This window comes from Massilia scottii, assembly GCF_030846495.1.
Classification (GTDB): Bacteria; Pseudomonadota; Gammaproteobacteria; order Burkholderiales; family Burkholderiaceae_D; genus Telluria_A; species Telluria_A violaceinigra.
Genome location: NZ_JAVCWM010000004.1, coordinates 309,608 through 323,713 on the forward strand (window position 1 = coordinate 309,608; position 14,106 = coordinate 323,713).

Below are 14,106 nucleotides of genomic sequence, written 5' to 3' on the forward strand. Positions count from 1 at the left end.
AGAGTAATTATGAAGTGAAGCGGATTTAATCCAATTACGTATAATTAAATTTTTCTAATCCGGGAGAGTCGCATGCTCGATACGCGCAAAGGGGAAGCGCTGCTGGCCGTCATCGACAGCGGCAGTTTCGAGCAGGCCGCCGCCCTGCTCCATCTGACGCCGTCGGCCGTGTCGCAACGGGTCAGCGCCATGGAAAACGAGCTGGGCATGCCGCTGCTGATCCGCAGCAAGCCCTGCCGCGCGACCCCGGCCGGCCAGCGCCTGGTGCAATACCTGCGCCGCAGCCGGTTGCTGGAGGCCGAATTCCTGGCCGAATCGGCCGACAGCGACGCGCATCCGCTGACGATCGCCCTGGCCGTCAACAACGATACCCTGGCCACCTGGCTGCTGCCGGGACTGGCATCGTTCCTGATCGAGGAACAGATCCTGCTCGATATCGCGCTGGACGACCAGGATCACACCTACACCTTGTTGTCGCAGGGATCGGCGCTGGCGGGGGTGTCGAGCGAAGCGCAGCCGATGCGCGGCTGCACGGTGGAGCGGCTGGGCGCGATGCGCTACCGCCTGCTTGCCACGCCCGCGTTCGTCGCGCGCTGGTTTCCCGACGGCTTGCGGCGCGAGGCGGCGCGGCGGGCGCCGCTGATGGTGTTCGACCGCAAGGATGCCTTGCAGTCGGCGTTTCTGCTGCGCGAGCTGGGACTGCCGGCCGGGAGCTATCCCTGCCACTACATTCCGTCGAGCGATGCATTCACGCAGGCCGTGCGGCTGGGGCTGGGGTATGGCATGGTGCCGGAACAGCAGTTTGGCGACGATATCGACAACGGCACGCTGATCGACCTGGCGCCCGCCAAGCCGACCGACGTGATGCTGTACTGGCATGCGTGGCGGGTGCAGTCGCCCAAGCTGGAGCGGCTCAGTGCGCGCCTGATCGCGGTCACGCGCGCGGCCTTGCGGCAGCCTGCGTGAGCGGGGGCACGGGCTTGCTTACGGGCTGACGTCGCACGCGAACGCCTTGTCGCCCTTGCCGTTCACCTGGAGATTGCTGACCTTTCCCTGTGGGTCCAGAAAGACCATGATCGATCTGTCGTCCGCTGTCTGTCCAAGGTAGGACATGCGCTTGTCGCTGCCAATGTTCACCGTTTCCATCTTCAGTGTGTTCAGATCGTAAGTCTCATCACCGATCTTCAACACGCCTTTCGCCACCTGATAGGCGACGTCGTTGAAGCTGAGCGTACCGCTGCTGAGGCACTTGATCGTGGTCTTGGCATCCATCAGGTAGGCATACGAGGCGTACAAACTCTGGCTGGACAGTTTGATCGGCTTGGTGACCTTGCACTGGACCACATTGGGCTGCATCCCGAAACCGGCTTGTTTTTTTCCGTCATCGTGCTCCATCAGCGAGAGCATGAATTTGTCATTCTGGACCGTCATCGCGAGCGTCGGGGCAGCGTTCCCCTCGCGCTGGCGCACCAGCAGGACTTGCATGTCCGCCGTCACTTCTCCGGCGATACCGGCACCGCTGGCCTTGCCATTTGCAGCGACCACGACCGCCCCGCCGGCCTTCGATCCCGCTGCAGCCCCCGTACCGATCGCCGCGCACTCGCTGTACGTACCCTCCGCCGTGGCCAGGATGGGCGCAAAATAATCGGCTGTCGGCAATGCCGGTTCGTTGTCGGCCACTTCCTCGACGGCGGTGTCGGCCGCCTCGGTATTTTCTGACGCAACTTCCTTGGACTTGTCACTGCACGCGGACAATACCAACATGGCCGTTAAACACATCAACACCGCGTGACGCTGGGGGAACTTGCTCATCGACTTGCTCCGTTTTAAGCTGCAAAATTAACAAATTTGCACTGGGGTGCCGGCGGATTGTACTTGATGAGTGACGGACAACAAAAAACCCGCAGCGTTGCCGGTGCGGGTTGCTGGTGCTGCGGTCAGGCGGCGATCAGGCAGGTGGCAGGAATGCCTCTGGCGCTGGCTGGTTGCGGACCTGGTTGCGGTACTTGGAAGCGGCGATGGCTTTCTTGATGGCCTCACGCGCGATGTTGGTGCGCTTGATGTCTTTTTTCTCGGCTTTGCCACGGTGCTGGGCTTCGTCTTTGTTACCGATGCGATTTGTCATGTGAGACTCCTGTGTTGATGTTTTTAGGATTATGGTAGTGCGGTGCTACAGAAAAAATAGGACAAAGTGCAAGGTTCTTGTAGGACAGGAGGAGGTCAGCTGCGGCTCCGGGCCAGTTTCAATCCTGGAAGCAGCAACGCCCATCCCAGCTCGCGCCGGATTTCTTCCGGCGATGGCGGCGGTTTGGGATCACGCGAGCGGCGCTGAAGATATTCGCGCACAAGATGCTTGGGTGGGTGGGTAATGGCAGGCATGATGACCTCCGCGTCGTTTTGTTGATCAAGGCCAGCGCGATGCTTTGCGCCGGCATGAAGAATTGGTGCCGATCCTTGAGGCGACCGGCTAACCTGCTGAGGAGGTGTCACCTTTGGACTTTGCCGCTGGCCCCTCACTCACACAGCTTCATCTTAAGGGCTGAGCGGTAACCCAACCGTTCGTTGCCGCACACTTGCGCGAAAATCATCATCGCGATCGTGGCGGCGAATCGCAGAGCGCCCTTACCTGAAGGCGCCACGCGATGGCGCGCTGTTGCCGGCCGCGCTGTCGCCGCACGGCCTGTGCGGCTATGAATGGCGCGGGACGGGGCGCCATTGGTCGCCTCATCCCGCGCCGCGGCGATGCGAGGCATGGCCAGCGACGCGCATCATCGTGCGCGGCGATTCAGGCTTTTGCCGGCACGCCATCTGCGCTACGCGGTGTCAGCTGATGCCGACCGGTCCTTGCCACGCGCCACCGCCGATCACCCACATCACGCTTACGACGCCATGGCGGTCCACGAACACGGCGTCGAGCTGATTGGCATTGACCTGATGGTGCAAGGCCACCGGCGCACCCGGTGGCGCGATGTCGGGAGGGCGTCAGTGCCACCGGGCTCGACCACACACCAGGGGCCACCGTCCACATCACGTACACGGCGCCATCGGTGCCGATGAAGACGCAATCGACCTGGGCGCCGCCCTGGCGTTCAACTTTGTGTTATTTCCATCTGCAATAACGACGTCCTTCAGCGCGCCAGGCCTGTCATTCCAACGTATCGAAGCCATTGGCGACATGCAAGGCGGACCTGAGCGCTACTTGAGCGCTCTCTAGCGTTCTCCCGTTCGTTGCCGGGCTATTTCGTTGTGGAATCGACTTGCGCCATGTTGTGCGGTCGTGTTCTGACAATGACAGGCGGGCCACGGCATTGCCGGTGTCATTTCATCTATCAGAGTGGGCAATGCCGGATCGGCAAGCCTGCAATTTCCTTGTGTTCGCGCAACACATTTCCATTGTCAAACACCGTGCCAGCGGTTAGCGTGTCGCTTTAGCGTTCAATATTGGTTTCCGATGCGTCTTGCTCCCCTCGTTTTGCTCAGTGCCGTCCTGGCTGGTTGCGCAAGCGCGCCACCCGCTCCCCCTGTCGTGGCGCCGGTTGCCGTGGCGCCGCCGCCGGCTGCACCGGAAGCGGTTGCGCCGCCAGTGCCTGAGCCTGTCGCCGCGGCGCCGCTGGCCCCTGCCGCGCCGCCGTTCGACCTGGCCACCTTGCAGCGCAAGCAGATTTATCAGATGACGCCGGCCGAAGTCGGGCGTTATATCGCTTATATGCATACCGCCGAACCGGACCTGCGCAAGCGCATCGCCGCGATCGGACGCAAGAATATCGGCCAGCCGTATGTGCTCAATCTGCTGGGCGAGTATCCGTATGAACTGCACGACAACCTGCCGATGTTCAGCCTGCAGGCGAGCGACTGCGTGGTGTTCGCCGAGCACACGTATGCGATGGCGCTGAGCCAGTCGTGGGAAGAATTTTTCTGGATGCTGCAGCGCATCCGCTACAAGGATGGCGTGATCGGCGTGGCAACGCGCAATCATTACACCGAGGTGGACTGGAATATCAATAATGCCTGGCTGGTATCCGACGTCAGCGCGCTGCTGGCCGGACCCGATGGTCCGGCGTATGACATGAAGATCGACCGTACGGGTTTTCTCAAGATGCGGCATAACACGGCCAGCAATATTCCCGTGCAGCTCAGTCAGGAAGCGTACGTGACCAAGGACAAGGTGGCAAGCGTGGTCGGGCAATTGCAGGATGGCGACCTGGTCAACGTGATTTCCACGCGCGGGGGCAAGTTCTGGGCGTCGCACGTCGGCTTCATTGTGGTGGACGCCTACGGGCAGCGCAATTTCCTGAACTCGGCCGAGCCGCAGGTGCGCGAAGAAAGCTTCGAGGCATTTTTTGCACGAACGGCGGCGCGCGAAGAGCGCAATGGCAAGAATGGACAAAAGCTGGCGGGGTTCAAGTTCTTGCGCTTGAATGACCATGTCGTGGTGCCGCCGGCCGCGCCCCAGCCACGTCCGGGCGCGCCGCTTGCGGCGGTGGTGAAAGCCACGGCGACCGTCACGACGGCGGCGGCCATCAAAGGGCCGGCAGGCGCGGTGACGCGCTGATTGTAAAACCGGGGAGACAGACGCGGATGGCGTTGCCGTAAGAGCCATCGCCCCCGCGCTGAGGCGCACGCGGCGGGGGGCAGCGGTGCCGCGGCTGGCGACGGCCACACTCGACGCCCGCCCCCCTTCAGCCCCGCCACACTGCCCGCGTGCGCGCCAGCCAGCGGCGGCGCTCGGCCAGTCCCACCGTGCCTCCGTTGATGCGCCTCGTTATCTCCACGACATCATCATCATCGGCCGCCTCGTTGCAGCCTTTCGCGATCCAGATGGCGGCCGCCGCGCCCAGGCACCAGCGGGCCGAGAGCACCGTGTCGGGGTCGGCAACAAAATCCGGCGCGGACGGATAGCCGGTTCTCAACGCCGCCGTCGCCTGTGCGTAGCTGTCCTTTCCAGTCAGCTGCAACAATCCGCGACCGCGGTACAGGTAGCCGTCGCCGGGCAGGTCGTTGCCCAAACGACCGCCGTACACCGCGTTGGCAAGCCGGACTTCATCGTTGGCATACATGGCCGGATCGAGCGGCCCGCGCGGCAAGAAACGCTGCGGCCATACCTTCGGCAAACGCTGCGCGCTGTAACGCAGGTTTTCCACCGTGCGCGTGAGGGCCACGGTTTCATGCAGCACCTGCGCCATGAAATGGCTTACCCGCAACGCTGACACTGCGATGCCGAAATGAACCAGGAAATGTTGCTCCATGGTGAAGGTGGTGCGGTAGACGGGGAGCGCGCGCGGGGCGAGCTGGTCGACCTGGCCAAGCGTGATGACGACGGGCTCGGCCATGGCGGGCTCCTTCGCGGTGCGGTAGCTCCCATCGTATTGACTCTGCCGCCGCCGGACACCAAGCGCATCAAACGATGCGGCGTTAGCGCGCCCCGCCCCCTCTTCATCGCTGTCAGCCCCCTTTCACCTCCCGGAAATCGGCATCGACCACGTCGTCGCCCCGCCCCGCCCCCCCTGGCCCGGAACCGGCCTGCGCGCCGCCCTGCTGTCCCTGTCCCGCTCCGTCGCCTTGCTGCTGGTACAGTTTTTCGCCAATGCCCTGCGCCGCGCTGGACAAGGCTGCGATACGGGTGTCGATGTCTTCCTTGCTGCCGGTTTTCAAGGCCGCATCAAGGCTATCGATGGCCGCCTGGATCCGCTCGCGCACCGGGGCATCGAGGCCAGCGCCATGTTCGTCGAGTTGCTTGCGGGTCGCATGGACCAGCGCATCGCCGCGGTTGCGGGCGTCGGCCAGGTCGCGCGCGCGGCGGTCTTCGTCGGCGTGGGCCAGCGCGTCCTGCACCATTTTCTGGATCTCGGCTTCGCTCAGCCCGGAATTGGCCTTGATGGTGACCTGGTTGGCCTTGCCCGTAGCCTTGTCCAGCGCGCTGACATGCAGGATGCCGTTGGCGTCGATATCGAAGCTGACCTCGATCTGCGGCATTCCGCGCGGCGCCGGTGCGATGCCGACCAGATTGAATTCCCCCAGTAACTTGTTGCCCGCGACAATTTCGCGTTCGCCCTGGTAGACCTTGACCGTCACGGCCGGCTGGTTGTCGTCGGCGGTCGAGAACACCTGGCTGAATTTGGTGGGAATGGTGGTGTTGCGGGGGATCATTTTGGTCATCACCCCGCCCAGGGTTTCGATGCCGAGCGAGAGCGGGGTCACGTCCATCAGCAGCACGTCGGAACGCTCGCCGGAGAGCACCGCGCCCTGGATGGCCGCACCGACCGCCACCGCCTCATCGGGATTGACATCCTTGCGGGCGTCGCGCCCGAAAAATTCGCGCACCTTTTCCTGCACCCTGGGCATGCGCGTCATGCCGCCCACCAGAATGACGTCGCCGATCTGCTCCTTGCTCAGGTTGGCATCCTTGAGCGCAAGCTGGCACGGCGCGATGGTGCGGTCGATCAGCTCGTCGACCAGGGCTTCCAGTGTGGCGCGCGAGATGCGCAGGTTGAGGTGGGCCGGAGCGCCGTTGGACATGGCAATGTAGGGCTCGTTGATGTCGGTCTGCTGGGTCGAGGACAGTTCGATCTTGGCGCGCTCGGCCGCGCTCTTGATGCGCTGCAAGGCGATCGGGTCGCGCCCCAGGTCGATGCCGCTCTGCTTCCTGAACTCGGCGATGATGTGGTCGATCACGCGCTGGTCGAAATCTTCGCCGCCGAGGAAGGTGTCGCCGTTGGTGGACAGCACCTCGAACTGCTTGTCGCCTTCCAGCTCGGCGATTTCGATGATGGAAATGTCGAAGGTGCCGCCGCCCAGGTCGTACACGGCCACCTTGCGGTCGCCGCGCGCGGCCTTGTCGAGGCCGAAGGCGAGCGCGGCGGCGGTCGGTTCGTTGATGATGCGGCGCACTTCCAGGCCGGCGATGCGGCCGGCATCTTTCGTGGCCTGGCGCTGGGCGTCATTAAAATAGGCGGGCACCGTGATGACGGCGTCGCTGACCGGCCCGCCCAGATAGTCTTCGGCCGTCTTTTTCATCTTGCGCAGCACCTCGGCCGACACCTGCTGGGGCGCCAGGCGCTTGCCGCGCACCTCGACCCAGGCGTCGCCATTGTCGGCGCGCACAATCTTGAAAGGCATCAGATGGATGTCTTTCTGCACTTCCGCCTCGTCGAACTTGCGTCCGATCAGGCGCTTGACGGCGAACAGCGTGTTTTGCGGATTCGTCACCGCCTGGCGCTTGGCCGGCGCCCCCACCAGGATTTCGCCATGGTCCTGGTAGGCCACCACCGAGGGCGTGGTGCGCGCCCCCTCCGCGTTCTCGATCACCCGCGCCTGGCCGCCTTCCATCACGGCGACGCAGGAGTTGGTGGTGCCGAGATCGATACCGATGATCTTGCTCATTTCCTCCTCCGTGGATGAGTTTGCCAGCGCGCGCACCCGAGGTGCGCCCGCAGTCACCTATAAATAGACCGCGCGCGCGCCAAAACGCTCCCGCTAACGTTCGCGGACACGATCTATATCAAACATAACGGTTTTCACAAGGCGCATCTCGGCCCAGTCCGATTGCCATATGCCGCTCATTCTCGCGCCCTTTCCCACAGGTCTTCGGATAATCCTTCATTCCTCCCCTGAGCCGCCACAAATAATATTTCCAATTACAATTGATTCTAAATCCCAATCAAATCCAGTTAGCAATTTTTACGCTAAGTCAGCCGTTGATGATTATCAAATCAACTACATCAAGCCGGCAGGATAATAAACTTACACGTGGAAAAATGCTCTAAGCCGCCGCGTGACGCTGATTATAAAGACGTGAATACGTGAATACGCAGCGCCAGTATTCCATGATATTCACCATATAAACCCAAGCTATTTCATTTTCCCTCTCCGCCATGCAGACGCCCATGACAAAGCCGCTTCGCCAATTCTGTACCGGATTGGTCGCCATGAACCGGACCGCCAAAATCGCGCTGATGGTCATGGTCGATCTGCTGGCCCTGCCGGTGTGTTTCCTGGTCGCCATGCTGCTGCGGCTGGGCGACGCCGCATCGGCGCTGCAGTATCCGGCCGCCTTTCTGCTGGTGCCGCTGCTGACGGTCGGCGCCTTTTCGCTGTCGGACCTGTACCGCGCCGTCATCCGCTTCATCGACCAGCGCATGCTGGCCGTGACCGGCTTCACCCTGGCGCTGGCGACGCTGTCGGTGTACCTGATCATGGTGGGCATCAACAACCACACGTTCCCGCGCAGTGCGCTGGTCATTTACTGGTTTATCGCGTTTTCCTACGTGGTCACCTCGCGCATGACAGTGCGCAATTTCCTGCGCAAGCAGATGAACGACGCGCCCGCGGCCGACCATGCGGTGGCCATCTACGGCGCCGGCGAGCCGGGCGCACAGCTGGCGCTGACTATGCGTACCAGCAATCAATACCGCCCCGTATGCTTTTTCGACGACAAGCGCGCCTTCAACGAGCGCACCATCGCCGGCCTGCGCGTGTTCCATACGGAACACCTGGCGGACGCGGTGCGCAGCCTGGGCGTGCGTTCGGTGATCATCGCCCTGCCCTCGGTATCGCCCCAGCGCCTGCGCGACATCATGCAGCGCCTGGCGCTGGCCGGCGTGAACACCCGCATCCTGTGCCGCCTGCTCGACCTGGCCGACGACGCCACACCGCTGCAAGCGGTGCGCGACCTCAAGTTGGAGGACTTGCTGGGCCGCAAACCCGTGCCGCCGCGCACCGACCTGTTCGACCGCTGCGTGCGCGGCAAGCGCGTGCTGGTGACCGGCGCTGGCGGCTCCATCGGAAGCGAGCTGTGCCGCCAGATCGTCACCCTGGCCCCGGCCCACCTGCACCTGGTCGACCATTCCGAATTCGCGCTGTACACCATCCGCCAGGAATTGCTGGGCCGGCATCCGGACATGCGCATCAGCGCCCACCTGGGCTCGGTTTGCAGCGCGCGCCTGGTCGAGCGCATCCTGCAGGAAAACACCATCGACACCATCTACCACGCCGCCGCCTACAAGCATGTGCCCCTGGTCGAGAGCAATATCGTCGCCGGCCTGCGCAACAACGTGCTCGGTTCGCAAGTGATCGCGGCCGCCGCCGCCAGGTTCAAGGTGCGCACCTGCGTGCTCATTTCCAGCGACAAGGCGGTGCGCCCGACCAACATCATGGGGGCGAGCAAGCGTATCGCCGAGCTGATCTTCCAGGCGGCCGCCGCCACCCACGGGCCGGACACCACCTTTTGCATGGTGCGTTTCGGCAACGTCCTGGGTTCGTCGGGCTCGGTGATTCCCCTGTTCCAGCGCCAGCTGGCGCACGGCGGGCCGCTGACGATTACCCATCCGGACGTGTCGCGCTATTTCATGCTGATCGCCGAGGCGGCGCAACTGGTGATCCAGGCCGGCGCCATGGCCGAGGGCGGCGATGTGTTCGTGCTCGACATGGGCGAGCCGGTCCGTATCGTCGACCTGGCGCGCACCATGATCATGATGTCGGGACTGACCGAGAAGACGGCGCAAAACCCGGCGGGCGACATCGGCCTCAAGTTTGTCGGCCTGTTTCCCGGCGAAAAACTGTACGAGGAATTACTTACGGACGGCAAGGTTTTTCCCAGCGACCATCCGCGCATCATGCGCATGAAGGAACACGCGCTCGATCCCGGCGTGCTCGATACCTATATTACCTGCCTGATGCTGGCTTGTAATACCCACGACCGCGGCATGATCGAATCGATGGTCAAGGCAATTGTGTCCGAATATACGCCGCAGCCGAATGGCGCGCCAGGCCACCGTTCACCGGCGGCGGTGGCCGCGCCTGATAAAAACCGGCCCGCGCTATTGCGCAATTTCTCGCCCGACCGCATCGAATAAATAAGGTCCGGCATAAACAAGATCGGCCCGAAACGCTTTCCGGCGTCTGATCCGGATTTACCCAATGTTCAGTACGGAGATAATATCCATGCGCGACCAACATTCAAGCCGCCATTTAGCGCAGTTAATCGAGAAACTCGATCGACGCAGCGCTGTGATCGGCATTATCGGGCTGGGCTATGTGGGCTTGCCGCTCAGCCTGCGCTATGCCCAGGCCGGCTTCCGGGTGCTCGGCATCGATATCGATCCGGCCAAGGTGACGCGCCTGAACGGCGGCGCCAGCTATATCGAGCATATTTCCACTAGCGCCATCGGGGCGGCGCTGGCGGCCGGCTTCGAGGCCACCCACGACTTTGCGCGCGCGGCCGAGGCCGACGCCCTGATCATCTGCGTGCCGACCCCGCTGAACGCTTACCGCGAACCGGACCTGTCGTTCGTGCTGGCCACCGCCGACGCCCTGCTGCCTTACCTGCGCCCCGGCCAGGTGGTCTCGCTCGAAAGCACCACCTACCCCGGCACCACCGACGAGGAACTGCGCCCGCGCCTGGCCTCGCGCGGCCTGACCGTGGGCGACGACATCTTCCTGGTGTTTTCGCCCGAGCGCGAAGACCCCGGCAACCCCGATTACGAAACGCGCACCATTCCCAAGGTCTGCGGCGGCGACACGCCGGCCTGCCTGCGCGCCGGCATCGCCCTGTACAGCCCGGCCATCGACCAGGTGGTGCCGGTCAGTTCCACCCGCGCCGCCGAACTGACCAAGCTGCTCGAGAACATCCACCGCGCCGTCAACATCGGCCTGGTCAATGAAATGAAGATCATCGCCGACAGGATGGATATCGATATCCACGAGGTGATCCGCGCCGCCGCCACCAAGCCGTTCGGCTTCACGCCCTACTATCCGGGGCCGGGCCTGGGCGGGCACTGCATTCCGATCGACCCCTTCTACCTGACCTGGAAGGCGCGCCAGTACGGCCTGCACACGCGTTTCATCGAGCTGGCCGGCGAAATCAACAGCGACATGCCGCACTGGGTCATCGGCAAGCTGGCCGACGCGCTCAACGAGCGTTCGCGCGCGATCCGCGGCAGCCGCGTGCTGGTGCTCGGCATCGCCTACAAGAAAAACGTCGAGGACATGCGCGAATCGCCCTCGGTCGAGCTGATGGAAATCCTGCGCGCCAAGGGCGCCCTGGTCGACTATTCCGATCCGCACGTGCCGGTGTTTCCGCCCATGCGAGAACACCATTTCGACCTCGCCAGCGTGCCCCTGACGCCAGCGTCCATCGCGTCCTACGACGTACTGCTGCTGGCCACCAGCCACAGCGCCTTCGATTACGCGCTGATACAGCGGCACGCCGCCTTGATCATCGATACGCGCGGGGTCTACCTGGACCGCCTGCCGAATGTCGTCAAGGCTTGAACCTTCGATCTGGAGAGTGATCATGCACTATTTCCCGCCCCCCGTTCTCGACCGCCGCATCCGCTTTGCGCTGGTCGGTTGCGGCCGTATTGCCCACAACCATTTCAATGCCATCGCCCAGCACCAGGACCGTTGCGAGCTGACCGGCGTGTGCGACATCGACCCGGTGGCGCTGGCCGCGGCCAGCAAGCGCACCGGCGCGCGGCCCTACCGCAGCCTGGGCGAAATGCTGGCCAAGTGCAATGCCGACGCCTTCATCATCTGCACCCCGTCCGGCCTGCATCCGGAGCAGGCGGTCCAGATCGCCGCCAGCGGGCGCCACGTGATCACCGAAAAACCCATGGCCACGCGCTGGGAAGACGGCAAGCGCATGGTCGCCGCCTGCGATGCGGCGGGCGTGCGCATGTTCGTGGTCAAGCAGAACCGGCGCAACGCCACCTTGCAGCTGCTCAAAAGTGCGGTCGATAAAAAGCGTTTCGGGCGCATCTACATGGTCAACCTGAACGTGTTCTGGACCCGCCCGGACGACTATTACAACAGCGCCAAATGGCGCGGCACCTGGGAATACGACGGCGGCGCCTTCATGAACCAGGCCAGCCACTACGTCGACCTGATCGACTGGATCGTCGGCCCGGTCGAAAGCCTGCAAGCCTACACGGCGACCCTGGCACGCGATATCGAAGTCGAGGATACGGGCGTCATCAGCCTGCGCTGGCGCAACGGCGCGCTGGGGTCGATGAACGTGACCATGCTGACCTATCCGCGCAACCTGGAAGGCTCGATCACCATCCTGGGCGAACGCGGCACGGTGCGCATCGGCGGCGTGGCGGTCAATGAAGTGCAGCAATGGGAGTTCGCCGAACCGGACGAGGACGATGCGCGGGTGAATGACGCCAGCTACCAGACCACCTCGGTCTACGGCTTCGGCCATCCGCTGTATTACGACAACGTCATCAAGGTGCTGCGCGGCGAAGCCGAGCCGGAAACCGATGGCCGCGAGGGGCTCAAGTCGCTCGAAGTGCTCATTGCCGCCTACAAATCGGCACGCGACGGCAAGCGCGTGGCCTTGCCGCTGGAGTATTGAACATGGACCAGGCCATCATTGAAGCGAGCGCCATCGTCGACCCCGGCGCCACCCTGGGCGCCGGCACCCGCGTCTGGCATTTCGCCCACGTGTGCGGCGGCGCGCGCATCGGCGCCGGCTGTTCGCTGGGGCAAAACGTGTTCGTCGGTAACGATGTGCTGATCGGCGACCGGGTCAAGATCCAGAACAATGTGTCGGTGTACGACGCCGTGACCATCGAGGACGAGGTGTTCTGCGGCCCCAGCATGGTCTTTACCAACGTCTGGAATCCGCGCGCGGCCATCGTGCGCAAGGATGCCTACCGGCATACGCTGGTGCGGCGCGGGGCCAGCATCGGCGCCAACGCCACCATCGTGTGCGGGGTCACCATCGGGCGCTACGCGTTGATTGGCGCCGGGGCCGTGGTCACGCGCGACGTGCCCGATTACGCACTGATGGTGGGCGTGCCGGCGCGCCAGAGCGGCTGGATCGGGCGCCATGGCGAGCGCCTGGCCCTGCCCATGGGACAGGACGGCGAGGCCACCTGTCCCCATACGGGCGAACGCTACCGGGTGCGCGGCGGGGTGTGCACCCTGGCCGGCGAGCGCGCCTCCTTATTGATCGATTGACCTGCCAGCGAACGGACCGACCATCATGGAATTTATCGACCTCAAAGCGCAATACCAGGCTGGACGCGAGAACATCAATGCCCGCATCCAGGCCGTGCTCGACCACGGCCAGTACATCATGGGACCGGAAGTGGACGAGCTCGAAGCGCGCCTGGCCGCGTTGACCGGGGCCAGGCACTGCATCACGGTGTCGTCGGGCACCGAAGCGCTGCTCATTTCGCTGATGGCGCTCGGCATCAAGCCCGGCGACGAAGTCATCACCACGCCGTTTTCCTTCATCGCCACGGCCGAGGCCATCGTGCTGCTGGGGGCCACGCCGGTGTTCGTGGACATCGACCCGGCCACCTGCAATATCGATCCGACCCTGATCGAAGAAAGGATCACGGAGCGCACGCGCGCCATCATGCCGGTGTCGCTGTACGGCCAGCCGGCCGACATGGAAGCGATCAATGCGATTGCCTACCGCCATGGCTTGAGCGTGATCGAAGACGCGGCCCAGAGTTTCGGCGCCACCTACGGCGGCAAGCGCAGCTGCAATCTGTCGACCATCGGCTGCACCAGCTTTTTCCCCAGCAAGCCGCTCGGCTGCTACGGCGACGGCGGCGCCATCTTCACCAGCGATGCGCAGCTGGCCACGGCCATGCGCGAAATCCGCGTCCACGGCCAGTCCCAGCGCTACGTGCACACGCGCGTCGGCGTGGGCGGCCGCATGGATACCTTGCAATGCGCGATCGTGCTGGCCAAGCTCGATAATTTCGACTGGGAACTGAAGCAACGCGCGCGCGCCGCGGCCAGCTACGATGCCCTGCTGTCGGGGAAAATCGGCAAGGTGGCGCGTCCGCGCGACCGCAGCAGCGTGTTTGCGCAGTACACCGTGGTCGTGGACGAGCGCGACCGGGTGCGCGCCGCACTGCACGAGGCCGCCATTCCGACCGCCGTGCATTATCCCGTGCCCATGCATTTGCAGCCGGCCTATGCGCGCTGGTGCGACCCGGACAGCGCGCCGGTCGCGCAAGCCATGGCCGCCAGGGTGCTCAGCCTGCCGATGGGGCCCTACCTCGACGACGACAGCATCGGCCAGGTGTGCGCGGTGCTGCTGCGCGCCGCCGGCAGCGGCGCCGCGTCGTGCCGACAGGATTGACGTGG

13 protein-coding genes are annotated in these 14,106 nt (G+C 63.8%); 7 read left to right on the top strand and 6 right to left on the bottom strand.

From position 1 onward, the window contains the following. Positions 1 to 72 precede the first annotated feature (72 nt). Positions 73 to 966 (top strand): LysR family transcriptional regulator ArgP, encoded by an 894-nt coding sequence (locus RBA41_RS07445; RefSeq protein ID WP_306622571.1) that lies wholly within the window; start codon positions 73 to 75, stop codon positions 964 to 966. A gap of 18 nt (positions 967 to 984) precedes the next feature. On the opposite strand, the gene RBA41_RS07450 is transcribed toward RBA41_RS07445, so the two are convergent. The 4 genes from RBA41_RS07450 to RBA41_RS07465 all read right to left on the bottom strand — a co-directional run bounded on the left by RBA41_RS07450 (position 985) and on the right by RBA41_RS07465 (position 2,949). Next, the gene (locus RBA41_RS07450; protein WP_306622573.1) at positions 985 to 1,812 is read right to left on the bottom strand and encodes a hypothetical protein; all 828 of its coding nucleotides are present in this window, start codon (positions 1,810 to 1,812) and stop codon (positions 985 to 987) included. 136 nt (positions 1,813 to 1,948) lie between these two features. Next, complete coding sequence (locus tag RBA41_RS07455) at positions 1,949 to 2,125, bottom strand: hypothetical protein (RefSeq protein WP_167399956.1); 177 nt, start codon at positions 2,123 to 2,125, stop codon at positions 1,949 to 1,951. A 95-nt stretch (positions 2,126 to 2,220) separates the two neighbouring features. Next, positions 2,221 to 2,379, bottom strand: coding sequence for a hypothetical protein (locus RBA41_RS07460; protein WP_306622576.1), 159 nt, complete (start codon positions 2,377 to 2,379; stop codon positions 2,221 to 2,223). A 444-nt stretch (positions 2,380 to 2,823) separates the two neighbouring features. Then, complete coding sequence (locus RBA41_RS07465; protein WP_306622577.1) at positions 2,824 to 2,949, bottom strand: hypothetical protein; 126 nt, start codon at positions 2,947 to 2,949, stop codon at positions 2,824 to 2,826. A gap of 502 nt (positions 2,950 to 3,451) precedes the next feature. Here RBA41_RS07465 and RBA41_RS07470 point away from each other — a divergent pair. Continuing rightward, complete coding sequence (locus RBA41_RS07470; RefSeq protein ID WP_306622579.1) at positions 3,452 to 4,552, top strand: N-acetylmuramoyl-L-alanine amidase-like domain-containing protein; 1,101 nt, start codon at positions 3,452 to 3,454, stop codon at positions 4,550 to 4,552. Positions 4,553 to 4,679: 127 nt separating this feature from the next. On the opposite strand, the gene RBA41_RS07475 is transcribed toward RBA41_RS07470, so the two are convergent. Together RBA41_RS07475 and dnaK are read right to left on the bottom strand one after the other, a co-directional pair. Continuing rightward, a complete protein-coding gene (locus RBA41_RS07475; RefSeq protein WP_306622581.1) occupies positions 4,680 to 5,330 on the bottom strand; it encodes a glycoside hydrolase family 19 protein in 651 nt (216 codons plus the stop codon). Between the two features lie 112 nt (positions 5,331 to 5,442). Then, complete coding sequence (gene dnaK / locus RBA41_RS07480; protein WP_306622582.1) at positions 5,443 to 7,380, bottom strand: molecular chaperone DnaK; 1,938 nt, start codon at positions 7,378 to 7,380, stop codon at positions 5,443 to 5,445. 545 nt (positions 7,381 to 7,925) lie between these two features. Between dnaK and RBA41_RS07485 the strand changes: the two genes are divergently transcribed. From RBA41_RS07485 to RBA41_RS07505, 5 genes are all read left to right on the top strand, one after another. Continuing rightward, positions 7,926 to 9,851: a polysaccharide biosynthesis protein gene (locus tag RBA41_RS07485; RefSeq protein ID WP_306622584.1), complete on the top strand. Its 1,926-nt coding sequence runs from the start codon at positions 7,926 to 7,928 to the stop codon at positions 9,849 to 9,851. A 154-nt stretch (positions 9,852 to 10,005) separates the two neighbouring features. Beyond that, complete coding sequence (locus RBA41_RS07490) at positions 10,006 to 11,268, top strand: nucleotide sugar dehydrogenase (RefSeq protein ID WP_306622586.1); 1,263 nt, start codon at positions 10,006 to 10,008, stop codon at positions 11,266 to 11,268. A 22-nt stretch (positions 11,269 to 11,290) separates the two neighbouring features. Further along, the gene (locus RBA41_RS07495; RefSeq protein ID WP_306622588.1) at positions 11,291 to 12,352 is read left to right on the top strand and encodes a Gfo/Idh/MocA family protein; all 1,062 of its coding nucleotides are present in this window, start codon (positions 11,291 to 11,293) and stop codon (positions 12,350 to 12,352) included. Positions 12,353 to 12,354: 2 nt separating this feature from the next. Next, positions 12,355 to 12,960, top strand: coding sequence for an acyltransferase (locus tag RBA41_RS07500; RefSeq protein WP_306622590.1), 606 nt, complete (start codon positions 12,355 to 12,357; stop codon positions 12,958 to 12,960). A gap of 25 nt (positions 12,961 to 12,985) precedes the next feature. Then, a complete protein-coding gene (locus RBA41_RS07505; RefSeq protein ID WP_306622592.1) occupies positions 12,986 to 14,101 on the top strand; it encodes a DegT/DnrJ/EryC1/StrS family aminotransferase in 1,116 nt (371 codons plus the stop codon). Positions 14,102 to 14,106: the final 5 nt, after the last annotated feature.